The sequence below is a fragment of the Pseudomonas sp. KBS0710 genome (assembly GCF_005938045.2).
Lineage (GTDB): Bacteria > Pseudomonadota > Gammaproteobacteria > Pseudomonadales > Pseudomonadaceae > Aquipseudomonas.
On sequence record NZ_VCCF02000001.1, the window covers coordinates 6,318,090 to 6,340,928 of the forward strand.

The window sequence follows — 22,839 nt, forward strand, 5'->3', positions numbered from 1 at the left end:
GTTCGAATGCCGTCGATTGTGCCCCTAAAACCAGTTCACTCCCAGCCATGCGCTGCACAAGCCCAGCACCACGCCGAGGATGATCAGCCAGATCGCGTTGAGCCGCGTGTAATACACCACGGCGGCGCTGGCCAGGGTCAGCACCAGGCTGGTGGTGTTGTTTTCCAGGCTATTCATCAGGATGTAGCTGGCGGCCAGGATCAGGCCGATGGAGATCGGCAACAAGCTGCGCTTGACCCGCTGAACCCATGGCGTGGTTGTGTGTTTTTCCAGCCAGCCGGCGCCCACGTAGGTGAGCACCGAACAGGGCACCAGCTTGGCCAGCAAGGCGACCAGCGCACCCGGCAGCCCGGCGGCTTGCTGGCCGATAAACACCAGTAACATGCCGTTGGGGCCGGGCAATGCCTGGGACAGGGCGAAGAAGGCGACGAACTGGGCGTCGCTGACCCAGTTCATGTCGTTGACGGAGTAGCGGTGAATGTCACCGATGGCGACCATGTTGCCGCCAATCGACATCAGCGACCACAGTGCGCATTGGAGCATCAGGTGCAGGAGCGTGGCTTGCATCAGCGAGCCACCTTGCGTGTGTCGATAAAGCCCAGTGCCAGCGAGCTGGGGATGCAGATCAGCAGCACCATCCACAGTGGCAGCACCAGGATCGCCATCAGTACAAAGGTCAGCAGGAAGGCCACGTAGTTGGCGACCGTCCTGGGCATGGCCTTGAGCAGGCGCAGGGTCGTGCCGAGGATCAGCCCGGTGGCAATCGGCATCACGGCGCCGAAGACCTGCTGCACCACGTCGAGGGTCCACCACTTGGTATAGGCAAAACCGGCGAGCACGGTGATTATCGAAGGGAACAGGTACAGCCCGCACACGGTCACAACCGCACCCGGCAAACCATGCAGGCGCCGGCCGTAGATGATGCCGACGTTGGCGATATTGGGGCCGGGGAAGAACTGGCCGGTGGTCAGCAGCTCATTGAAGCCCTGCTCGCTGACCCAGCGGCGACGGTCGACCATCATCTGCCGCGCCCAGGGCATCACGCCGCCAAAGCCGAACAGGCCGACCATGGCGAAGTTGTAAAACAGTTGCCATAGGCTGGGTTGCGGCGCGGTGGGTTCAAGCTCGGGCACGGGGATTACCGGTAGGCTGCTTTTATGTGGGAGCTGGCTTGAGTGAATGATCCATCGGCACGGGGTCGTTGGGCAAATGAAGAAATGCGTGTTACCTGCAACAGTGCTTGTAGCGTCAGAATGGACTTGGCACAACCATGTGGTAACGGTTATTCGAGGTGAGTGACACATGTATCACGGGGAACGATTCAACGCCTGGAGCCATTTGGCTGGGGCGGTTGCCGCTTTTATCGGCGCAGTGTGGATGTTGGTGGTGGCGAGCCTGGACGGCAGCCCCTGGAAGATTGTCAGTGTGGCTATTTATGGCTTTACCCTGCTGGTGCTGTACAGCGCGTCCACCGTGTACCACAGCGTGCAGGGGCGACGAAAAGAGATCATGCAGAAGGTCGATCACTTTTCGATCTACTTGCTGATTGCCGGCAGCTACACCCCCTTTTGCCTGGTGACGCTGCGCGGGCCGTGGGGTTGGACGCTGTTCGGGATTGTGTGGGGGCTGGCGGTGGTCGGCATTTTGCAGGAGATCAAGCCGAGGTCTGAGGCGCGGATTCTGTCGATTGTCATCTACGCGGTGATGGGCTGGATTGTGCTGGTGGCGGTCAAGCCATTGATTGCCGCACTGGGCACGGCGGGGTTTGTGTGGCTGGCGTCGGGCGGGGTGCTGTACACCGTCGGCATCATCTTTTTTGCCCTTGAGGATCGCTTGCGCCATTCCCATGGGATCTGGCATTTGTTTGTGATTGGCGGCAGTTTGCTGCACTTTGTGGCGATCATGCACTACGTGCTCTGATCTGTGGGAGCTGGCTTGCCTGCGATAGCGGTTTTAATGTGCCGACGCTATCGCAGGCAAGCCAGCTCCCACATTACAAGCGTTCCAGCAGCTCTCGCGCTCGGTTGCCGAAAATGTCCAACAGGTTCGCCAACATATGCGGCGGCGGCTCATCAGCGCGGGTCAGGGCGTACAGCGTGATCGGCAACGGCGGCGTGAGCGGACGAATGCAGGTGGTCGCCGTTGATGCGCCCAAGGCCGTGAACGGATCGATCACCGTCAACCCGGCACCGGACTCCACCATCGCCCGCGCCAGAGAATAAGTCTGCACGGCAATACTCACCCGTGGCGGTGGATCGACGCTTTCCAGGTAGCTGTCAAGCTTGGCGGCCAACGGGTCGGCACTCGACAAGCCAACCAATGGCGCACCCGTCAGGTCTGCCAAGGGCAGTGGCTTGCTCAACTGCGCATCCGACCAATAACCCTTTGACGCCAACGCCACCAACACCCCATTGGCCAGCACTTGGGTGGTCAGCCCCGGATGGCCGGAGAAGTTGAGCGTCAGCGCCAGGTCAATCTCACGCATCAACAGTTTCTGCACCAGCTCGCGGCTATGGTCGCTGGACAGCTCGCAGGCAATGTCCGGGTAGTCGCGTTTCCATTCCAGAATCGCCGGCGGCAGCAGCGACAGGGCCAGTGCCGGAATCGCACCAATGCGCACCCGTTGGCCCGGCTCGCGGCGCAGGCTCTTGGCCAGGCGCCGCACGCCTTGCAGGCTTTCGGTGACTTTCTCGACTTCGCTTTCCAGCGCCAGCGCTTCCGGCGTGGGCTGCAGCTTGCCGCGTACCCGTAAAAACAGCGCAAAGCCCAGTTGCAACTCGGCGTGCTGCAGCACCTTGGTCACCGCCGGTTGCGAGACGTGCAACAGCTGCGCGGCGCCGCTGACGGAGCCGGTCTGGCGGATGGCCTGGAAGATCTCGATATGACGCAAGCGCATGGCAAGTCCATAACCTTTGTTTATAGGTAACCCATCTTTATTCATTGTCGGCGGCCTGTCACCTGGCCCTAGGCTTAAGGCCAGTCAATTCAACAGCGGGTGGCAGCAATGGCCAAGCGGGTTTGCATCATCGGTGGTGGCGTTATCGGCTTGGCGAGCGCCTATGCCTTGGTGCGTGCGGGCCATGAGGTGACAGTGATCGAAGCGCGGGACAGCCTGGGCAGCGAGACCAGTTTCGCCAATGGCGGGCAACTGTCTTACCGCTATGTCGCGCCGCTCGCCGACAAAGGCGTGCCGCTGCAAGCCATCGGCTGGTTGCTGCGTGGTGACTCGCCGTTAAAGTTGCGCCCTAAACTCGACCCGCAACAATGGCGCTGGATGGCGGCCTTTATCGGCGCCTGCCGTGGCTCGGTGAACACGCGCAATGCCGCGCACCTGCTGCGCCTGGCGTCCTTGAGCCAGGCCACGCTGGAGCAATGGCGCGAAGGCGATCACCTGAATGGCTTCGACTGGCGCCGCAACGGCAAACTGGTGACGTTTCGCAATGCCACCTCCTTTGAACATGCGCGCAGCAAGGTCAGCAATAGCGTGCAGCAGCAAGTGGTGTCCGTGGCCGATTGTGCGCACTTGGAGCCAGCGTTAATGGGCGCCGACTTTCTCGGTGGCATCTACACGCCGAACGAGGAAGTGGCTGACTGTCACGCCTTCTGCCAACGGCTGGCAGCCCGGCTCGAGGCCTCGGGGCGCTGCAGGTTTTTGCTGGGCCGCAAGGTCACCCGCATACGCCACACCGACGGTGCGGTGCAGGCCATCGAGTTGGGTGACGAGGTGATGGCGGTGGATCAACTGGTGCTCGCAGCCGGGCATCGCAGCGCCGAGCTGGGTTTGCCTGGGTTGTCGTTGCCACTGTATCCGCTCAAGGGCTACAGCCTGAACGTACCGATTGGCGCGCACCACCAGGCGCCGAACGTGAGTGTCACCGACTATGACCGCAAGATCGTGTATGCGCGCATCGGCGAGCAACTGCGGGTCGCGGCCATGGTGGATATCGTCGGCTTTGATGCGCGCCTTGAGCCCAAACGCCTGGCCTTGATGAAACGCCAGGCCATGGAGACATTCCCAACGGCCGGCGATTACAGCCAAGCCGTCGAATGGGCCGGCATGCGCCCGGCGACACCCACCGGCGTGCCGCTGATCGGCGCCAGCGCCTATCGCAACCTGTGGCTGAACCTCGGCCACGGCGCGCTGGGTTTTACCCTGGCCTGCGGCAGCGGCCAATTGCTGGCCGAACTGATCAGCGAGCACGCACCTTCCATCGATATGCAGGGCCTCACGCCCCGCGCTGCATAATTGGACTCACACCCACCAACGGAGAATAACAATGAAAAAAATCCTGTTGACCGGCTGCACCCTGGGGCTGTTGTTTGGCGCACAGGTTCAGGCCAATGAAGCCGCGCTGGACGGCACCTTGAGCAAGATCGCGAATGCCAAGTCGATCACCTTGGGGTATCGCGATGCCTCGGTGCCGTTTTCCTATGTGGGCGATAGCAGCGGCAAGCCCATGGGCTATTCGGTGGAGTTGGCGAACAGGATCGTCGAGCGCATCCAGCAGAAAACCGGTTTGGCGGACCTCAACGTGAAGTACAACCTGGTGACCTCTCAAACCCGTATTCCGCTGGTGCAGAACGGTACCGTGGATCTGGAGTGCGGCTCCACGGGCGTGACGGCCGAGCGGCAGAAGCAGGTGGCGTTTTCCTATGGGTTTATCTATGTGAAGGGCCAGTTGCTGACCGCCAAGGACAGTGGCATCCAGGGCTTTGAAGACCTCAAGGGCAAGAACGTGGTGACCACGGCCGGCACCACCAATGAGCGCTTTCTGAAGAGCTACAACGCCGAGCACAAAGCCAATATGTTTGTGATCAGCGCCAAGGACCATGGCGAAGCGTTCAAGATGCTCGAGACCGGCCGCGCAGTGGCGTTCTACATGGATGACGCATTGCTCTACGGCGAGCGCGCCAAGGCCCGAGACCCGCACCACTGGGTGGTGGTGGGCAAGGAGCAATCGCGGGAGATTTACAGCTGCATGCTGCGCAAGGACGACCCGCAGTTCCTCGCCGTGGTCAACGAAACGCTCGCGGACCTGTACCGCTCCGGGGAGATCAACGGGATTTACCAGCGCTGGTTTGAACAGCCGATTCCGCCCAAGGGCTTGAACCTTGAGTTCCCCATGACCCGCGAGTTGAAGGCGATTATTGCCAGGCCAGTGAGTGACCCGGTGGAATAGCGAAGTGTTAACCCGATTACTGTGGGAGCTGGCTTGCCTGCGATAGCGGTGTTGAATGTGCCGACGCTATCGCAGGCAAGCCAGCTCCCACATTCGATTGGGTGTGTAATTAGAAGTCGCCCCACAGTTGCTGGGCCACGCTCAATGCCACGACTGGCGCGGTTTCGGTGCGCAGCACTCGCGGGCCGAGGCGGGCGGCGTGGAAGCCGGCGCCTTGGGCCGCTTGCACTTCAGTGTCGGTCAAGCCACCTTCCGGCCCGATCAGGAACGCCAGGCTCGATGGCTTGGCGTGGCTGACCATCGGCTCAGCTACCGGGTGCAGCACCAGCTTCAAATCCGCCTCGGCTTGCTTCAACCAGTCGGCCAGTAACAGCGGCGGGTGAATCACCGGCACCGTCGAACGCCCGCATTGCTCGCAGGCGCTGATCGCCACCTGGCGCCAGTGCAGCAAGCGTTTGTCAGCGCGTTCGTCCTTGAGGCGCACTTCACAGCGGTCGCTGAAGATCGGTGTGATTGCATTCACACCCAGCTCGGTGGCTTTCTGAATCGCCCAATCCATACGCTCGCCCCGCGACAGGCCTTGGCCGAGGTGGATGTGCAGCGGTGATTCGGTCTGGCCCGCAAAGCTTTCGGTGAGTTGCACGGTGACGCGTTTTTTACCGACCTCCAGCAAGGTGCCGAGAAATTCCTGGCCGGAGCCGTCGAACAATTGCACGGCATCGCCATCGCCCATGCGCAATACGCGGCTGATGTAATGCGCCTGGGCTTCGGGCAATTCATGCTCGCCGATGCTGAGCGGGGTGTCGGTGAAAAAGCGGGACAGTCTCATTTCTGTTCTCTGGAAAAATACAAAACCTGTGGGAGCCGGGCTTGCCCGCGATAGCGGTAGACCCGGCACCCGATCAGTTGAGTGAACTCAATTAACCCGGATCACGAAAGCCTGGGTGGAAGTCCTTCGGCACCGCAACACTGACGTTGCTGTTGGTGGCGATATCGATACCTTCACTGGCCACCTCGGCCAAAAAGTCGATCTGCTCCGGCGTAATCACATACGGCGGCAGGAAATACACCACGCTGCCCAACGGCCGCAACAATGCGCCGCGCTCCAGGGCATGCTCGAACACCTTCAAACCACGGCGTTCCTGCCACGGGTAGGCGGTTTTGGTGGCTTTGTCCTGGACCATCTCGATGGCCAGCACCATGCCGGTCTGGCGTACTTCCGACACGTGCGGATGGTCCACCAAATGCGCGGTGGCGGTGGCCATGCGCTGGGCCAGGGCCTTGTTGTTTTCGATGACGTTGTCTTCTTCGAAAATATCCAGGGTCGCCAGGGCAGCCGCGCATGCCAGCGGGTTGCCGGTGTAGCTGTGGGAATGCAGGAAGGCGCGCAGGGTTGGGTAGTCGTCGTAGAAAGCGTCGTACACATCGTCGGTGGTGACCACAGCGGCCAGCGGCAGGTAACCGCCGGTGAGGGCCTTGGACAGGCACAGGAAGTCCGGGCGGATGCCGGCTTGCTCACAGGCGAACATGCTGCCGGTGCGGCCGAAGCCGACGGCGATTTCGTCGTGGATCAGGTGTACACCATATTTGTCGCAGGCTTCACGCAGCAGCTTGAGGTACACCGGGTGGTACATGCGCATGCCGCCGGCACCCTGGATCAGCGGCTCAACGATCACGGCGGCGACGCTGGCGTGGTTTTCGGCCAGGGTGTGTTCCATGGCCAGGAACATATTGCGTGAGTGCTCTTCCCAGCTCATGCCCTCGGGGCGCAGGTAGCAATCCGGGCTCGGCACCTTGATGGTGTCCAGCAGCAAGGCTTTATAGGTTTCGGTAAACAACGGCACATCGCCCACCGACATCGCGGCGATGGTTTCGCCGTGGTAGCTGTTGGTCAGGGTGACGAAGCGTTTCTTGTTCGGCAGGCCACGGTTGAGCCAGTAGTGAAAGCTCATCTTCAGCGCGACTTCGATGCACGACGAGCCGTTGTCGGCGTAGAAGCAGCGGGTCAAACCCTCGGGCGTCATCGCCACCAGGCGTTCGGACAACTCGATCACCGGCTGATGGCTGAAACCGGCGAGGATCACGTGTTCCAGTTGGTCGACCTGATCCTTGATGCGCTGGTTGATGCGCGGGTTGGCGTGGCCGAACACATTGACCCACCAGGAACTGACGGCATCGAGGTAGCGCTTGCCTTCGAAGTCTTCCAGCCATACGCCTTCACCGCGTTTGATCGGGATAAGCGGCAGTTGCTGGTGGTCTTTCATCTGGGTGCAGGGATGCCACAGCACCGCGAGGTCGCGTTGCATCCACTGGTTATTCAAGCCCATCGGTTATCTCCTCGAAGCGGCCCTGCGCCCGGCGCAGGCGAAACAATCGCGCAAGCCTATGCAATGCCAGGCGGCGTCACAACCCATTACGGATGAATTGGCAGTAAAGGCAGGACGATCTGTCACGTTTCTTAGGGATAGTCCTTAATCCATTGTTAACGTACTGTGCATACTCTCTTGATCGTATTTCTCGATATTTCAAAGCGAAATTTTCCGCTTTAATTCGATAGGTAAATCGCTAGTCTTGGGCACAGCTCTTACGGGATTTGGGACATGCAGCTACGTAATTCATCGGCCCGTTATGGTTGGGTCAGCATTGTTTTGCACTGGGGCGTAGCCTTGGTGGTGTTCGGTTTGTTCGCGCTGGGCCTGTGGATGGTCGGCCTCGACTACTACAGCGCCTGGCGCAAAGACGCGCCCGATCTGCACAAGAGCATTGGCATCACGCTGTTCGCCATCATGCTGGTACGTATCGTCTGGCGCCTTGTCAGCCCGCCGCCACCACCGTTGGCCAGCTACAGCCGAATGACGCGAATTGGCGCTGCGTTTGGCCACGCGTTCCTGTATCTCGGGCTGTTTGCCGTGATGATCGCCGGTTACCTGATTTCCACCGCAGACGGTGTCGGTATTCCGGTGTTTGGCCTGTTTGAAATTCCTGCCGTGGTTTCCGGGCTACCGGACCAGGCAGATAACGCCGGCTTGGTGCATCTGTACCTGGCCTGGGTGTTGGTGGTCTTCGCCGGTTTGCACGGCGTGGCTGCGTTTAAACACCACTTTATCGATCGTGATGCGACCCTTACGCGAATGCTGGGACGCAAAGCCTGATGTTCAACCTCGACTCACAAGGAATAGAAAGCATGTTGAAAAAGACTCTCGCCGCTCTGGCAATCGGTTCCGCACTGCTGTCCGCAGGTTCGGCGATGGCCGCTGACTATGTTGTCGACAAGGAAGGCCAGCACGCCTTCGTTGACTTCAAGATCAGCCACTTGGGCTACAGCTTCATCACCGGTACCTTTAAGGATCTGGACGGCAAGTTCAGCTTTGACGCTGCTAAGCCTGAAGACAGCAAAATCGAGTTCAACGTCCGTACCGCCAGCGTGTTCACTAACCACGCCGAACGTGACAAGCACATCGCCAGCAAAGACTTCCTGGACGTTGGCAAGTTTGCTGATGCCAAGTTCGTCTCCACCAGCGTCAAAACCACCGGTAAAAATGCTGCAGGCCAAGTCACTGCCGACGTAACCGGCGACCTGACCTTCCACGGCGTGACCAAGCCGATCGTGGTCAAGGCTACGTTCCTGGGCGAAGGCAAGGATCCATGGGGCGGCTACCGTGCCGGCTTTGAAGGCACTACCTCCTTCAACCGTCAGGACTTCGGCAAGCAGATGGACCTGGGCCCAGCGTCCAACACTGTTGAGCTGTACGTGACTTTTGAAGGCGTCAAAGCGAAGTAATTATTTCGCTGTTCCAAACGCCAAGCGCCGACCTCAGGGTCGGCGTTTTGCTGTGTATTGTTTAAAGGCTTTCTTGGTAGGTCTTCACTTGGTCCTTGAGCCAGTCATGCAACAAGATCAGTTGCGCCGAAGGCTTGCTGCCGGCGGGCCAGACCAGGTAGTAACGTGACGTGTGCGCCGGCTCAATGTCGGTGAGCCGCACCAGTTCCCCGCGTTGAATCAGCGCATGGGCAATCGAGCGGCGGGTCAGCGCGACGCCGTGCCCGAGCCGCACGGCTTCGAGCATCAACGTGGAATCGGTAAACTCCAGCGGCGCTTGCGGGCGTTGCCCTTCGATACCGGCGGCGCCCAGCCAGATCGGCCAGCTCTCACTGGCATGCAGCAATGGCTGCTCAAGGACGGCTTGCGCCGTGTCCGGCAGCACACCGTGGTTGAAGTCGCGCGCGGCGACCACCAGCAATGAGTCCCCCATCAACGCTTCGCAATGCACATCCGGCCACTGGCCATGGCCGAAGCGAATCGCGCAATCGAGCGGGCCTTGCTCGAAGCTGGCGAACTCCATGCTCGACTCCAGCCGCAAGTGCAGCTCGGGGTGGGCGGCCCTGAAATCATGCAAGCGCGGCAACAACCAATGCATGGCGTAGGAGGGCAGCACCGAAGCGGTCAGCTGTGGGTGCCTGGTTTTAGCCATCAGTTTTTCGGTGATTCCGGCGATCTCGCCCAGCCCCTGCCGGATCTGATAGGCATACACGCGGCCTTCATCCGTCAGCATCAGCGTGCGTTTGCTGCGCATGACCAAGGCGAGGCCCAGGTAATCCTCAAGTGCGCGAATCTGATGGCTGACGGCACTGTGGGTCACGTGCAGCTCAAGGGCGGCCAGGTTTACCTTGCCCAGTCGGGCCAAGGCCTCGAAAGCACGCAGTGCGGCAAGAGGGGGCAGTTTCAATGTGTGAATTCCTTTCACAAGAAAGCCTAATAATAGCCGCTATACGTGAAATGAGCGGGCTACCGATAATGACGGCAAGTTATTTATTCAAATAACACCGTGCTGAAACTGTCGGGAGTTGTGAACCATGATTGAAGAGATTCAAGCGTTTCTGAACGATTACTTTAGTGTGCTGCAAACGCAGGACTTGAATAAGTTCGATCAAGTCTTCCATCGCGGCTGCGTGTTATACAGCGCGCAGAATTCGACGGTGGTCGTGCGACCGTTCGATGAGTACCGGAGCATGGTCCAAGGCCGTAAGTCGCCGCAGGAAGGCGGTTTTCCGCAGCTGGATGAGGTATTGATGATCGACGTGATGTCGCCGGAAATGGCCATCGTCAAAGTGCGTTTGCGCTTGTTCAATAACGTGATGATTGATTACTTGAACCTGATGAAAGTTGACGGCCGCTGGATGATCTTCGCCAAGCTTTTTCATAAGGCCGGTGAAGTGGCTGATCAATAAGCTGCTGACTGGATGCAAAAACGCCCCGACTAATCGGGGCGTTTTTTTAGCGTCGAAAACTCAGCGGTTGCGGGTCAGCAACGCAGGTTTTTCACCACGAGGGCGGCCTGGCAGTTGATCCAACTGCTCAGGTGTCGGGAAGCGATCCGCTTTCGACTCCTTGTGGATGATTTTCGGCGCCGGGCCACCGCGCGGGTTCTGCACGGCGGGTTCCGACAAGCGTGGCTGGTCGTCACGGGCCGGACGGCGGTTGTTGCTGCGCGAGTCTTCACGACGGGCCTGGCCGTCACGAGGTGCGCCATTGCGCGGGCCGTTGCGCTTGGCAGGTGGCGTACCGGTGGTACCGCCGCTGCTGTTGCGTGGGCCATTTTGACGACCGCCCTGTGGCTGGCCGCCACGTGGGGCGCCTGTACCTGCGCCCGCGCCCTGTGCCGGGGCACCTGGGCGGCGGCCACGGCCCTGGGCCGGCTTGGCCTGGGGCACGTAGTCAACGCGGTTACCGAAGTTATCCACATCGTCGTCGAGGAACTCGTCCGGGGCGCGGTCGGCGGCGGCGCGTGGCGGCTGGCTCGGCTGGCGCTGTTCGCGGGCCGGGGTGCCTTCACGGGGCTTTTGCTCACGGGCTGGGCGTTCGCCACGGCCGTTGGTAGGCGCTTTTTCCTTGCCGCCTTTGTCTTTGCCCTTGTCGCGACGGCCACCACCACCACCGCCGCCGTTCGGGCCATCGCCCTTCGGAACGCGTGGGTTGCGTGGGTTACGCACGTCCGGACGCTCACGCGCTTCAGGCTTTTCGGCCTCCACGGCGCTGGAGTCGAAGCCCATCAGGTCGCCGTCGGCGATTTTCTGCTTGGTCATGCGCTCGATGCTTTTGAGCAGTTTTTCTTCGTCCGGAGCAACCAGGGAAATGGCCTCGCCCGAACGACCGGCACGGCCGGTACGGCCGATACGGTGCACGTAATCTTCATCGACGTTCGGCAGTTCGAAGTTGACCACGTGTGGCAATTGGTCGATATCCAGGCCGCGCGCGGCGATATCGGTGGCGACCAGGATACGCACAGTGCCGGCCTTGAAATCGGCGAGGGCTTTGGTGCGCGCGTTCTGGCTCTTGTTACCGTGGATGGCGACGGCGGTGAGGCCGTGTTTGTCCAGGTACTCGGCCAGGCGGTTGGCGCCGTGCTTGGTGCGGGTAAACACCAGCACCTGCTCCCACGCGCCGTGGGTAATCAGGTGCGCCAGCAGCGAGCGCTTGTGGCTGGCGGCCAGGCGGAACACGCGTTGCTCGATGCGCTCGACCGTGGTGTTCGGCGGCGTGACTTCGATGCGTTCCGGGTTGTGCAGCAGCTTGCCGGCCAGGGCGGTGATGTCCTGGGAGAACGTTGCCGAGAACAGCAGGTTCTGACGTTTGGCCGGCAGGCGCGCGAGCACCTTTTTCACGTCATGGACAAAGCCCATGTCGAGCATACGGTCGGCTTCGTCCAGCACGAGGATTTCCACATGGGACAAGTCGACGCTGCCTTGGCCGCACAGGTCGAGCAAACGACCCGGGCAGGCGACCAGCACGTCAACACCACGGGACATGGCCTGAACCTGTGGGTTCATGCCGACGCCGCCGAAGATGCAGGCGCTGACGAACTTCAAGTCGCGGGCATACAGCTTGAAGCTGTCGTGCACCTGGGCGGCGAGTTCGCGGGTGGGGGTCAGGACCAGTACGCGCGGTTGGCGCGGGCCGTGACGCTGGGATTTGTCCGGGTGACCGTTGGGGAACAACCGCTCCAGAATCGGGAGGGCGAAACCACCGGTTTTACCAGTACCTGTCTGCGCCGCAACCATCAGGTCGCGACCTTGCAACACGGCGGGAATGGCCCGCTGTTGCACCGGAGTAGGCTCGGTATAGCCCGCTGCCTCGATGGCGCGGACTAAAGCCTCGGAGAGACCGAGGGAAGCAAAGGACATGAGTAATCCTGTTTTAGTTAGGGCTTGGCCCAAAGGGATAATCTTGCCGGGCGTGAATGGCGCTTAGGGGAGCGCAACCCCGTCCGGTCCTGCTGCGTCTGGCGGGCACTCCACCGGCTCGCGCGGGCTGAAAGCTGCGCAGTAGCTGGGTTAGGTGCCTTTTTCAAGACCTCAGCGGCCGGGCGTGAGCCTGGCGGAAAGGCCGGAGTATAACAGAGCAATCACGGCGCGCCGCTTTCCTGCTGCTCAACGGTGTGTTCCGGGGCTGTATTGGCTTGGATTCCGCCATATTTGGCGCTTAAGGCTGCGTAGGCAGGCTCTTGCTTGAAGCGCTTGAGCTCGGCGGCAAAGCGTTGCACCAGCAGGTCCATGCCGGCGCCACGGCGCACGGCCAAAAATTGCGGCTGACGGCTGACCACCAGCGGCGCCTGGCTGACCTTGCCTTCCAGGCCCATGGCCTTGATCACATGCTGGCCGACTCGACGGTCGGTAATCACCAGATCAATGCGGCCCAACGACAGTTTGCCGAAGTTGGCTTCATGGCTGGGTGCCGGCTCACGGTCGAACAGGGTGGATTCGCTGAAGGCCTCGCCATACAGATAGCCCGGCGACGTGCCGACCGTCAGCCCGCGCAAGTCATCCAGGGTTTGGGCCGGGTGAGGGCGGTCGTTGGCATAGAACAGCACGAACTCGACAGCCGACAACGGTTCGCTGGGATAAAGCAGCAAGGCGTCGCGCTCATGGCTGTGGAAAATATCCAGGGCGCCATCGGCGTGGCCTTGGTCAAGCATGGCCAGGCAACGTTTCCAGGGCAGGAATTGCCATTGCACCTCCACCCCCAGGCGCTGGAACACGATCACCGTGGTTTCGTAATCCAGGCCGCGCATGCTGCCCTTGTCGTCGTACACATAAGGCGCCCAAGGCTCGGTGACAATGCGCAATTTCTCGCCGTAAGCGGTGAAGCTCAGGCAAGCGAAAAGCACGGCGGTCAACAGCTTGAGAATGACAGGCATACCCTGAGGTTACGATGCTCCTGCGCTAAAGAGAAGCTCTGGCACACGCATTCGCGGGCAAGTTGATGTGGCGCATTTAAAACTAAAAAGGCCCTCGTATAAACGAGGGCCTTGGCGTTACCAAGCAAGCCTTAGCGTGGCAGCTTGAGGTTGTTCCAGATGGCCAGGCTGGGTTCACTCTGGTTCAGGGTGTAGAAGTGCAACCCTGGCGCGCCACCTTGCAGCAATTGTTCACACATCTGCGTGATGACCTGCTCACCGAACGCCTGGATGCTCTTGACGTCATCGCCATAAGCTTCCAGTTGCTTGCGCACCCAGCGTGGGATTTCAGCGCCGCAGGCATCGGAGAAGCGCGCCAGCTTACTGTAGTTGGTGATCGGCATGATGCCCGGCACGATAGGGATATTCACACCCATGGCCCGTACACGCTCGACAAAGTAGAAGTAGCTGTCGGCGTTAAAGAAGTACTGGGTGATCGCACTGTCGGCGCCGGCATTGGCCTTGCGCACGAAGTTCTGCAGGTCGTCTTCGAAATTACGCGCCTGTGGGTGCATCTCCGGGTAAGCCGCCACTTCGATATGGAAGTGATCGCCGCTTTCTTCACGGATGAAGCTCACCAGGTCATTGGCGTAGCGCAGCTCACCGCTGGCCATGCCCATGCCGGACGGCAGGTCGCCACGCAGGGCGACGATGCGCTTGATGCCGGCTTGTTTGTATTGGGTCAGCAGGCTGCGCAGTTCGGCCTTGCTGTCGCCCACGCACGACAAGTGCGGAGCGGCGGGAACTTTGACTTCATTTTCGAGCTGCAACACGGTACTGAACGTGCGGTCACGGGTCGAGCCGCCGGCGCCGTAGGTGCAGGAGAAGAAGTCGGGGTTGTAGCTGGCCAACTGCTTGGCAGTCGCCATCAGTTTTTCATGCCCAGCATCGGTCTTGGTCGGGAAGAACTCGAAGCTGTAGCGACGGTCTTGGGACATGGTTAACACCCTTGGAAACTCATAAAACCGCAAGTCATGCACCGATTGAATGTGGGAGCGGGCAAGCCCGCTCCCACAAAAGCCCGCTCTCGCAGAGAGAGCAGGCAGCAGGCATATCAGTAACGGTAAGCGTGCGGCTTGAACGGACCTTCAACGGTCACGCCGATGTAGTCGGCCTGGGTCTTGGTCAGTTGAGTCACCACGCCGCCGAAGCCGCGGACCATTTCCAGGGCCACTTCTTCGTCGAGTTTCTTCGGCAGTACTTCCACGGTCAGGCGCTCGGCTTTCTGGGCGGGCGACAGGTCGGCGTACTTCTGGCCGAACAGGAAGATCTGTGCCAGTACCTGGTTGGCGAACGAGCCGTCCATGATGCGGCTTGGGTGGCCGGTGGCGTTGCCCAGGTTAACCAGGCGGCCTTCAGCCAGCAGGATCAGGTAGTCGTCGTTCTGCGGGTCGAAATCGCCAGCGCCGGTACGGTGAACCTTGTGTACCTGCGGCTTCACTTCTTCCCATGCCCAGTTCTTGCGCATGAAAGCGGTGTCGATTTCATTGTCGAAGTGACCGATGTTGCAGACAACAGCGCGCTTTTTCAGGGCTTTGAGCATGTTTGCGTCGCAAACATTCACGTTGCCGGTGGTGGTCACGATCAGGTCGATCTTGCCCAGCAGGGCTTTGTCGATGCTTGCTTCGGTGCCGTCGTTCTGGCCGTTGATGAACGGCGAAACCACTTCGAAACCGTCCATGCACGCTTGCATGGCGCAGATCGGGTCGACTTCGGAGACTTTAACGATCATGCCTTCCTGACGCAGGGACTGGGACGAACCCTTGCCCACGTCGCCGTAGCCGATCACCAGGGCTTGTTTGCCCGACAGCAGGTGGTCGGTGCCGCGCTTGATGGCATCGTTGAGGCTGTGACGGCAGCCGTACTTGTTGTCGTTCTTGCTCTTGGTTACCGAGTCATTGACGTTGATGGCCGGGATTTTCAGCTCGCCCTTGGCCAGCATGTCCAGCAGGCGGTGTACGCCGGTGGTGGTTTCTTCGGTCACACCGTGAACGCGGTCCAGAATCTGCGGGTATTTCTTGTGCAGCAGCTCGGTCAGGTCGCCGCCGTCGTCGAGGATCATGTTGGCATCCCATGGCGCGCCATCTTTAAGGATGGTTTGCTCCAGGCACCACTCGTACTCTTCTTCGGTCTCGCCTTTCCAGGCGTAAACCGCGATACCGGCAGCCGCGATAGCAGCAGCGGCCTGGTCTTGTGTCGAGAAGATGTTGCAGGACGACCAGCGTACTTCGGCACCCAGGGCAACCAGGGTTTCGATCAGCACGGCAGTCTGAATGGTCATGTGGATACAGCCGAGGATCTTCGCGCCTTTGAGCGGCTGCTCAGCGGCGTACTTGCGGCGCAGACCCATCAGGGCTGGCATTTCGGATTCGGCGATAAAGGTTTCGCGACGGCCCCAGGCGGCGAGGGACATGTCGGCGACTTTGTAGTCGGTAAAACCTGCAGGCGTGATTACAGCGCTCATGAAGAGCCTCCATTCGTAGTGTGCGAATGGGCGCCGTTGTGCGTTTAGTATCCAGCTGGCTAACCAGGCCGGACAACGCCCCATCCGAGCCTGACAGGTTGAACCTGCTGCAGCGCCCCTCGGACAGGTGGCGGGAGAACGGTATCAATCGAAGATGACCGTTTTGAAGCGGTGGCGATTATAGCCGTGTGCGCGGCACTTCCCAAGCCTTTCTGTCGGCCGGATGAAGATCGCTGATGGGCGTGATAGACAATGCTTCATAGAGCTTGTGCCCATGCTCTGCCATGATGTTGCCCATCATTTCGCACGACGCTTTGGAGTGACCATGAACTTCCACACCCGCAAATGGGTAAAACCCGAAGACCTCAACCCCAACGGCACCCTGTTCGGCGGCAGCCTGCTGCGCTGGATCGACGAAGAAGCGGCCATCTACGCGATTGTTCAACTGGGCAACCAGCGCGTGGTGACCAAGTACATCTCCGAAATCAACTTCGTCAGTGCCTCGCGCCAGGGCGACATCATCGAGTTGGGCATCACCGCCACCGAGTTCGGCCGCACCTCGATCACCCTGACCTGTGAAGTGCGCAACAAGATCACCCGCAAAAGCATCCTCACCGTAGAGAAAATGGTCTTCGTCAACCTGGGCGAAGACGGTTTGCCGGCGCCGCACGGGCGTACCGAAATCAAGTATGTGAAAGATCAATTCCAGGAAGATGGCATCAGCGAATAACCTGGCGCCGGTTTGATTGTTGACCAAATCATTCCAGCTGGATCTTTCCCGGGCTCTCTCGCCACTCAGGGCTACAACCTGTAGAGAGAGCTGCGAGTATGAAGGTGTCCAATTCGGCAATACAGCTTGCGCCACCAGCGCTTGACGAGGTCGACCCGCCCAGCAAGACGCCTTTGGCCAAAGGTGCGGGCGAGCGGAACCTGAGCATTTATCGTCACAACGATGGGCGTGTGGAGGTCGCACTGGCACCTGCGCCGCCCTCCCATCTGGTACTCAGTGGAGGCGGGGCCAAGGGCATTGCTTTTCCGGGGATGGTGCAAGCGCTGGAAGACGTCAACAAAATGCCGGGCATCAAGGTGATTTCCGGCTCCTCCGCCGGTGCGATTTCCGCAACGTTACTGGCCAGTGGTTTGGACGCCAAAGCCTTCGGTGCGCTGTCGAACAGCATTGACCTGCCCAGCCTGCTGAACAGCAAAAATCCCGTGGCGGCCTGGCTGCAAACTGTCAGCACCGAGCTAGGCAAACTCGCCGGGCGTTTGCCTGGCAAGGCCGGTAATATTTCCCAACTGTTATTGACCATGATGCCGCGCCTGCAAACCGATGCGCAGCCACTGGAAGAGATGCTGCGCAACGAGTCGCGCAAATCGATTCTTGCCCATATCGCCAACACGCCGAGGGCCACCCTGCCCGCAGACCTCATGCAGATCGCCGACCGGCTTCGCGCGGGTGGCGCACCGACGTTCGGTGATCTTGAGAAGTTGAGCCGCCATATCCCGGCAATCAAGCAGCTGAATATCACCGGCACCGGCATGTTCGACGGTCGTCCGCAATTGGTGGTGTTCAATGCCAGCCTGACGCCCGACATGGATATTGCCCGCGCCGCACATATTTCGGGCTCGCTGCCGGTGCTGTTCAAAAGCCCCACCGAACAAGGCCATCGGTTCCAGGCGGCGGCTGACAATACGGCGTTTCAGGATGGCGGACTGCTGCTCAATACGCCTGCGCCCGGTGTCATTGAGCGCTCCTTTGCAGAGAGCCCCTTGGGCCGGGACGAATCGCTGATCGTAAAGTTCGAGTCCGATGAGCCAAAAGAGCCTGCAAAAAGTGGCAGTTTTTTCACTCATCTGGTCGACACATTCACCCGTACCCCGCATACAGCTGCCGCTGCCTTCCAGGACGACCGCCTTAAGGCGTTTGCCGATCAGACAGTCACGTTGCCGCTGAACTCCCACAAAGGCGACTTTCGCGGTGCGCTCAATGGCACTGTCAACTTCACCATGACGCCTGAACAGAAGCTGCACTTGCAGGCCCAGGCCCGTCAGGCAGTGGCATGGCATCTGGAAAAACGTGCAGTCGTGCGCGAGCATCACAGCTTCGCCTTATTGGAAGACGCCGTGCTGGCGATGGATGATCCGGTGCTCGCCAGTGTCCAGGATCAACTTAAGAAGGATCCGGCTGCTGCCGCAGTGCTGTTGTGGCGCCAGAACGCACAACAGGCGTTGACCGCTTTGGACGGCGCAATTGCCGAGGCCAATGAAAGCAGCACGTCACTGGTGATTACGCCAAAAATCGCGGCTGCACTGCGCAACCTGGATGCACTCGCTCGGCGCCCCGAGCATGTCGAGTGGCTGGGCCGGCGCCTTGATGCCGTGAACCAACGCAATTTTCAGCAACTGCTGCAAGTGGCTGCCAAGCAGGCTCCAGACGTGACCTCAGCGCTGGCCAAGGTCATGGTCAGCGCCGTGGCGCACATGCGCAGGCGCGATCTGGCGGTAAAGGCTGAAAACTTTAATCGGGAAGTGATTTTCCCGTCGCTGTACCGCCCTGGCCAGCCGGCGTCCAATGTTGAGCTGTTGCAGCGCGCAGCCCGTGACCTGGCCGACGCAACGTCCCCGGCTGAATTCAACGCGGTACTCGACGGCGTCATCAAACACTATAAGGCGCGTAATAAACCCTGGAGCAAGCCGGGCAGTTCCAGCACCGTAGAGATGGCCAAGGCTTGGCGCATTGCGCTTTAGTCGCCTGGCCACTGAACAGCCACCGTCGCGGCGTGTCGTAGCTACAGGCACCCTTCGGACTCTGGTACATCATGGCCACTCAAGCAGACGGCAAAACCCCCAACCTGTCGCAGGAAGAGCAACAGGACGTCGACAAGAACCAGCCGCCCCGCGCGGCGGTTCTGCACGAAATAATCCGCACCCAGGGCGACCAGGAACTGGAACGCAATGTGGCCGCGTTGTGGTGGTCGGCGTTGGCGGCGGGCCTGACCATGGGCCTGTCGCTGATGGGCATGGGCCTGCTCAACTCGCGTCTGCCGGATGGCGAAGGCTTCAAGGTGATCGCCAGCTTTGGCTATTGCGCGGGCTTTCTCGCGGTCATCCTGGCGCGCCAGCAATTGTTTACCGAAAACACCCTGACCGCCGTGCTGCCGGTGATGAGCAAGCCTACACTTGCCAATGCCGGCCGCCTGTTGCGGTTGTGGACGGTGGTGCTGGTGGGCAACCTGTGCGGCACCTTGCTGGTGGCCTACGTGATGCTGCACCTGCCGATCTTCGACACCAAGACCGACATGGCCTTCCTCGAAATCGGCCGCAAGGTCATGGAAAACGCCCCCGGCCAGATGTTCGCCAAGGGCATTATTTCCGGCTGGATGATCGCCACCATGGTGTGGATGATCCCGTCCATGGAAAGCGCAAAGATGTTCATCATCATCCTGATCACCTACCTGATGGCGCTGGGGGACTTCACCCACATCGTCGTCGGCTCGGCGGAAGTGTCGTACCTGGTGTTTGCCGGCGAACTGCCGTGGAAGGATTTCTGGCTGGTGTTCGCCGGGCCGACCCTGGCGGGCAATATCATCGGCGGCAGTTTTATCTTTGCGTTGATCAGCCATGCGCAGATTCGCAGTGAGAGCAGCTTGCCGGGCAAGCCCGCAGACCCGCGCCATCCCCAGCGGGTGAACAAGGACGAGTAAGCTGATTCGTCATAAATGAATGGCAAAGTCGCTGCGCGGTTTTCCATTCATGAAAGAAGGATCTTTATGCGGACTTTCCCATTTTTGCGGGGACGCAGTTGGTGCACGCTGGTATTGGCGGTGGGCGTTTTCGGCGTGGCGCAGGCTAAGGATGATGCTGCGGATCGCTCCGTGACCATCGAAAAGCATACTCAACGCTATGTGATCAATACCGACGGCAGCTATGTGTTGGATGCCGATAAGGTCGTGCTGATCAACGAGGATCGGGCCATCCGGTCCAGTGCCCAGCAAGCGGTCAGTTACAACCGCTCATTGGATAGCCTGGAGATTGTCGAGGCGTTCACGCTCAAGCCCGATGGGCGCAGGGTAATGGTCACCGCGCCGCAGATCAGGGAACAACAGGAACAAGCCTCGGCCAATGCCCCGATGTTTCAGGATTCGCGGGTCAAGGTGGTGATTTTTCCTGAGGTGGCAGTGGGTGATCGCCTGAGCTTGCGTTACAAGCGAATACGCCACACGGCACTGTTTCCTGGCGAGTTTACCGACTATTCCACGGCGAGCTTGAGCCCCACGCTGGGTTACTCCCTGATCTACGACTTGCCGGCCGACAAGCCCTTGTACGCCGAGGCCCGGGGTTTCAAAGCCTCTACTGCGGCGGGTGCAGTGGGGCGCAAAGTGTACCGATGGGACTATGTGCCGGCCGACAAAACCCGGCCCGAACAAGGCGCGGTGGCCTACACCGACTATGGACAGATCCTCGCTGTTTCGACCTTTGCAACCTACAAAGACCTGGCCAGGGCTTACGAGGCACGTGCCAAGGTTGAGGTCACACCGCACATCACCGAATTGGCGCACACGCTCACTGCCGACCAGCCAACGCCTCGGGCCAAGGCCCTGGCGCTCAGTGATTGGGTGCGCAAGAACATCCGTTATGTGGCGGTTTACATCGACGCCGGCGGCGTCGTGCCGCATTCGGCGCAATCGGTGCTGGCTAACCGTTACGGCGACTGCAAGGACCATGTGGCCCTGCTGGAAGCCATGCTCAAGGCCGTCGGCATCGACAGCTCACCGGTGTTGATCAACGCCGGCAATGCCTATGTTTTGCCCAAGGTGGCGGCGTTACGCGTGCTCAACCATGCGATCACCTATGTGCCGAGCCTGGACCTCTATCTGGACTCCACCGCCAGTTTCATCGCTGCCGGTTACTTGCCACTGCAGGACTTGGACAAGCCGGTGTTGCTGACGCGTACTGGCGAGTTGGCACGTACCCCGGCCACTCAACCGAGCAAGCTATCGAGTGAATTGGTGTTCAAGGTTGACGACAAGGGCGCGGCAGACTTTACGCAAACGTCCCTCGCCGAGGGTTGGCGTACCGAAGCGACGCGGTTTTGGATCAGGTCTCAGCAGCCGGCGGAGCGTGATCAGATGATCCAGAAAATGCTGCGCAGCTCAGGCCAGACGGGCAAAGCCGCACTGCAAACAGATGCGCTGGAAGGTGATGCGTCCGGTTTCAACACCACGTTGGCCGGGTGCACGGAAAACCTCGTCAACGTGCCGGGGCCGATCGGTGTACCGGCACTCAGTCGCCTGGGAAGCAATATTGCCCAGGACGTGCAGGCCCTGTCGGTAGAAAAGGAACGGGTGCAGAACTTCACCTGCTTTGCCGGCGAGAGCGTTGAAAAGGCCCGCTTCGAGTTCCCCGCCTCGTTGACTATTCTGGCGGTGCCCAAGACCGTTTCGCTCAAGGGCGCGGATGTTACCTACGACGCCAGTTATGAGCGCAGCGGCAATACCGTGCTGGTTTCCCGCACGCTTGTCTTTAACTACCCCGAAGCGGTTTGCAGCCCTGAGTGGTTCAAGAGCATGCAGCCGATGGTCGAGGCGATGTTCAACGACCTCAAAAGCCAGATCATCGTGCAGGCCCATTGATCGCAGGCGCCGGCGGCGAAATGAACTCGCCGCCGGCCTCAATCAGTGAGCCTGGGCAGGTGGTGCCGGCTCATCTTTGGTCACATGCTTGACCAGCTTGCCGATGCTCAAACCCTGCAACAGGATCGACGACAGCACCACGATGTAGGTGATGCTCAACAGCAAATCACGTTCCGGGCCCAGCGGCAGGGCCAGCGCCAGTGCTACCGAGACGCCACCGCGCAAACCACCCCAGGTGAGAATGCGGATAGTGCCGCGTGGCACCGTGCGCCAGCGGCGCAGCAACAGAATCGCCGGGGCCACGGTCAGCAGGCGTGAGGCCAGGATCGCCACAGCCAGCAAGCTGGCGGCCAGTACGTGCAGCCAGTTGAACGGCAACAGCAGCAGCTCCATGCCGATCAGGGCAAACAGCAGGGCGTTGAGCATGTCATCGAGCAATTCCCAGAAGCCGTCGAGGTAGCGGCGGGTCATGTCGTTCATCGCCAGCTTGCGCCCCAGGTTGCCGATGATCAGCCCGGCCACCACCATCGCAATCGGCGCCGAGACGTGCAGTTCGGTCGCCATTGCCGAACCGCCGATCACCAACGCCAGGGTCAGCATCACTTCGATCTGGTGTTGCTCGATGCTCTTGATCATCAGGTACACCAGGTAGCCGATCAGCCCGCCGAACACCACGCCGCCAATCGCTTCATGGGCGAACAGCATGGCCGTGGCGCCGACGGTCGGTGTTTCGCCCAGCTGTGCGATACCGAGCAGCACGGTAAACACCACCACCGCCGTGCCGTCGTTGAACAGCGATTCGCCGACGATGGTGGTTTTCAGTGGTTTGGAGGCGTTGGCGGTTCGCAGCACGCCCAACACTGCAATCGGGTCGGTGGGTGAAATCAGTGCGCCGAACAGCAGGCAGTAAAGGAAGCTGACGTGCCAGCCGAACAGGGCAAAGATGTAATACGCCAGGCTGCCGATCACTACGGTGGCGATCAATACGCCGAAGGTTGCCAGCAGGCCGATGGGCCAGCGATAGCTGCGCAGGTCATTGAGGTTGACGTGCAAGGCGCCGGCGAACAGCAGGAACGACAGCATCCAGTTCATCAGCAAATCGCCGAAGTCGATCTGGCCGATCAACTGCTGGATACGTTCTTCGAGGCCTGGGTAGCCGATAACACTCAGGCCTTGCAGGATCAGGGAAAACAGCAGGGCCGTGACCATCACGCCGATGGTGGGCGGCAGGCCGATAAAACGGTAGTTCACATAGGTGAGCAGGGTGGTGAGGCAAATAAAGGCGGCGACAAGTTCAAGCATCCGAGGTCCTTGGAAGTGAGGGAAGG

21 protein-coding genes and 1 riboswitch are annotated in these 22,839 nt (G+C 60.2%); of the genes, 10 read left to right on the top strand and 11 right to left on the bottom strand.

Translation table 11 applies throughout. The annotated features are described in order from the left end of the window. Nucleotides 1-24: 24 nt before the first annotated feature. On the bottom strand, nucleotides 25-567 hold the full coding sequence (locus FFI16_RS28855; protein ID WP_138813485.1) for a chromate transporter: 543 nt from the start codon (nucleotides 565-567) through the stop codon (nucleotides 25-27). Next, entirely contained in the window at nucleotides 567-1,133 is a 567-nt protein-coding gene (locus FFI16_RS28860; protein ID WP_138813486.1) for a chromate transporter, read from the bottom strand. Before FFI16_RS28860 ends, FFI16_RS28855 begins: the two co-directional genes overlap by 1 nt. A 169-nt stretch (nucleotides 1,134-1,302) precedes the next feature. Between FFI16_RS28860 and FFI16_RS28865 the strand changes: the two genes are divergently transcribed. Then, on the top strand, nucleotides 1,303-1,920 hold the full coding sequence (locus FFI16_RS28865) for a hemolysin III family protein (protein ID WP_138813487.1): 618 nt from the start codon (nucleotides 1,303-1,305) through the stop codon (nucleotides 1,918-1,920). A 73-nt stretch (nucleotides 1,921-1,993) separates the two neighbouring features. Here the strand turns inward: FFI16_RS28865 and FFI16_RS28870 are convergent, their stop codons facing one another. After that, the gene (locus tag FFI16_RS28870; protein WP_138813488.1) at nucleotides 1,994-2,896 is read right to left on the bottom strand and encodes a LysR family transcriptional regulator; all 903 of its coding nucleotides are present in this window, start codon (nucleotides 2,894-2,896) and stop codon (nucleotides 1,994-1,996) included. Between the two features lie 108 nt (nucleotides 2,897-3,004). Between FFI16_RS28870 and FFI16_RS28875 the strand changes: the two genes are divergently transcribed. Further along, nucleotides 3,005-4,246, top strand: coding sequence for a D-amino acid dehydrogenase (locus tag FFI16_RS28875; protein WP_138813489.1), 1,242 nt, complete (start codon nucleotides 3,005-3,007; stop codon nucleotides 4,244-4,246). 31 nt (nucleotides 4,247-4,277) lie between these two features. Then, complete coding sequence (locus FFI16_RS28880; RefSeq protein ID WP_138813490.1) at nucleotides 4,278-5,180, top strand: transporter substrate-binding domain-containing protein; 903 nt, start codon at nucleotides 4,278-4,280, stop codon at nucleotides 5,178-5,180. Between the two features lie 109 nt (nucleotides 5,181-5,289). On the opposite strand, the gene FFI16_RS28885 is transcribed toward FFI16_RS28880, so the two are convergent. Both FFI16_RS28885 and FFI16_RS28890 read right to left on the bottom strand, forming a co-directional pair. Then, a complete protein-coding gene (locus FFI16_RS28885; RefSeq protein WP_138813491.1) occupies nucleotides 5,290-6,009 on the bottom strand; it encodes a 16S rRNA (uracil(1498)-N(3))-methyltransferase in 720 nt (239 codons plus the stop codon). A 91-nt stretch (nucleotides 6,010-6,100) separates the two neighbouring features. Continuing rightward, on the bottom strand, nucleotides 6,101-7,507 hold the full coding sequence (locus FFI16_RS28890; protein ID WP_138813492.1) for an adenosylmethionine--8-amino-7-oxononanoate transaminase: 1,407 nt from the start codon (nucleotides 7,505-7,507) through the stop codon (nucleotides 6,101-6,103). A 273-nt stretch (nucleotides 7,508-7,780) separates the two neighbouring features. On the opposite strand from FFI16_RS28890, the gene FFI16_RS28895 reads away from it, so the two are divergent. Beyond that, entirely contained in the window at nucleotides 7,781-8,332 is a 552-nt protein-coding gene (locus tag FFI16_RS28895) for a cytochrome b (RefSeq protein WP_138813493.1), read from the top strand. Nucleotides 8,333-8,364: 32 nt separating this feature from the next. Beyond that, nucleotides 8,365-8,961 (top strand): YceI family protein, encoded by a 597-nt coding sequence (locus FFI16_RS28900; protein WP_026013867.1) that lies wholly within the window; start codon nucleotides 8,365-8,367, stop codon nucleotides 8,959-8,961. Between the two features lie 61 nt (nucleotides 8,962-9,022). Here the strand turns inward: FFI16_RS28900 and FFI16_RS28905 are convergent, their stop codons facing one another. Then, entirely contained in the window at nucleotides 9,023-9,907 is an 885-nt protein-coding gene (locus FFI16_RS28905) for a LysR substrate-binding domain-containing protein (RefSeq protein ID WP_138813494.1), read from the bottom strand. A gap of 127 nt (nucleotides 9,908-10,034) precedes the next feature. On the opposite strand from FFI16_RS28905, the gene FFI16_RS28910 reads away from it, so the two are divergent. Next, nucleotides 10,035-10,409: a nuclear transport factor 2 family protein gene (locus tag FFI16_RS28910; RefSeq protein WP_138813495.1), complete on the top strand. Its 375-nt coding sequence runs from the start codon at nucleotides 10,035-10,037 to the stop codon at nucleotides 10,407-10,409. A gap of 60 nt (nucleotides 10,410-10,469) precedes the next feature. On the opposite strand, the gene FFI16_RS28915 is transcribed toward FFI16_RS28910, so the two are convergent. The 4 genes from FFI16_RS28915 to ahcY all read right to left on the bottom strand — a co-directional run bounded on the left by FFI16_RS28915 (nucleotide 10,470) and on the right by ahcY (nucleotide 15,878). Continuing rightward, nucleotides 10,470-12,362, bottom strand: a complete 1,893-nt coding sequence (locus FFI16_RS28915; RefSeq protein ID WP_138813496.1) for a DEAD/DEAH box helicase — start codon at nucleotides 12,360-12,362, stop codon at nucleotides 10,470-10,472. A gap of 221 nt (nucleotides 12,363-12,583) precedes the next feature. After that, nucleotides 12,584-13,375 carry an ABC transporter substrate-binding protein gene (locus FFI16_RS28920; RefSeq protein ID WP_138813497.1) on the bottom strand — a complete coding sequence of 264 codons (792 nt, stop codon included), beginning with the start codon at nucleotides 13,373-13,375 and terminating at the stop codon, nucleotides 12,584-12,586. 131 nt (nucleotides 13,376-13,506) lie between these two features. After that, nucleotides 13,507-14,352 carry a methylenetetrahydrofolate reductase [NAD(P)H] gene (gene metF / locus FFI16_RS28925; RefSeq protein ID WP_138813498.1) on the bottom strand — a complete coding sequence of 282 codons (846 nt, stop codon included), beginning with the start codon at nucleotides 14,350-14,352 and terminating at the stop codon, nucleotides 13,507-13,509. A gap of 116 nt (nucleotides 14,353-14,468) precedes the next feature. Next, nucleotides 14,469-15,878 (bottom strand): adenosylhomocysteinase, encoded by a 1,410-nt coding sequence (ahcY, locus tag FFI16_RS28930; RefSeq protein WP_017139412.1) that lies wholly within the window; start codon nucleotides 15,876-15,878, stop codon nucleotides 14,469-14,471. 21 nt (nucleotides 15,879-15,899) lie between these two features. Beyond that, nucleotides 15,900-16,005: riboswitch (S-adenosyl-L-homocysteine riboswitch) on the bottom strand. 198 nt (nucleotides 16,006-16,203) lie between these two features. Here ahcY and FFI16_RS28935 point away from each other — a divergent pair. The 4 genes from FFI16_RS28935 (at nucleotide 16,204) to FFI16_RS28950 (ending at nucleotide 21,511) form a co-directional block, all read left to right on the top strand. Next, complete coding sequence (locus tag FFI16_RS28935) at nucleotides 16,204-16,608, top strand: acyl-CoA thioesterase (RefSeq protein WP_010167614.1); 405 nt, start codon at nucleotides 16,204-16,206, stop codon at nucleotides 16,606-16,608. Nucleotides 16,609-16,706: 98 nt separating this feature from the next. Next, nucleotides 16,707-18,626, top strand: a complete 1,920-nt coding sequence (locus FFI16_RS28940) for a patatin-like phospholipase family protein (RefSeq protein ID WP_138813499.1) — start codon at nucleotides 16,707-16,709, stop codon at nucleotides 18,624-18,626. Nucleotides 18,627-18,697: 71 nt separating this feature from the next. Then, nucleotides 18,698-19,582, top strand: coding sequence for a formate/nitrite transporter family protein (locus tag FFI16_RS28945; RefSeq protein ID WP_138813500.1), 885 nt, complete (start codon nucleotides 18,698-18,700; stop codon nucleotides 19,580-19,582). 66 nt (nucleotides 19,583-19,648) lie between these two features. After that, nucleotides 19,649-21,511 carry a DUF3857 domain-containing transglutaminase family protein gene (locus FFI16_RS28950; protein WP_138813501.1) on the top strand — a complete coding sequence of 621 codons (1,863 nt, stop codon included), beginning with the start codon at nucleotides 19,649-19,651 and terminating at the stop codon, nucleotides 21,509-21,511. Nucleotides 21,512-21,553: 42 nt separating this feature from the next. On the opposite strand, the gene FFI16_RS28955 is transcribed toward FFI16_RS28950, so the two are convergent. Next, nucleotides 21,554-22,813 carry a sodium:proton antiporter gene (locus tag FFI16_RS28955; protein WP_138813502.1) on the bottom strand — a complete coding sequence of 420 codons (1,260 nt, stop codon included), beginning with the start codon at nucleotides 22,811-22,813 and terminating at the stop codon, nucleotides 21,554-21,556. Nucleotides 22,814-22,839 lie beyond the last annotated feature (26 nt).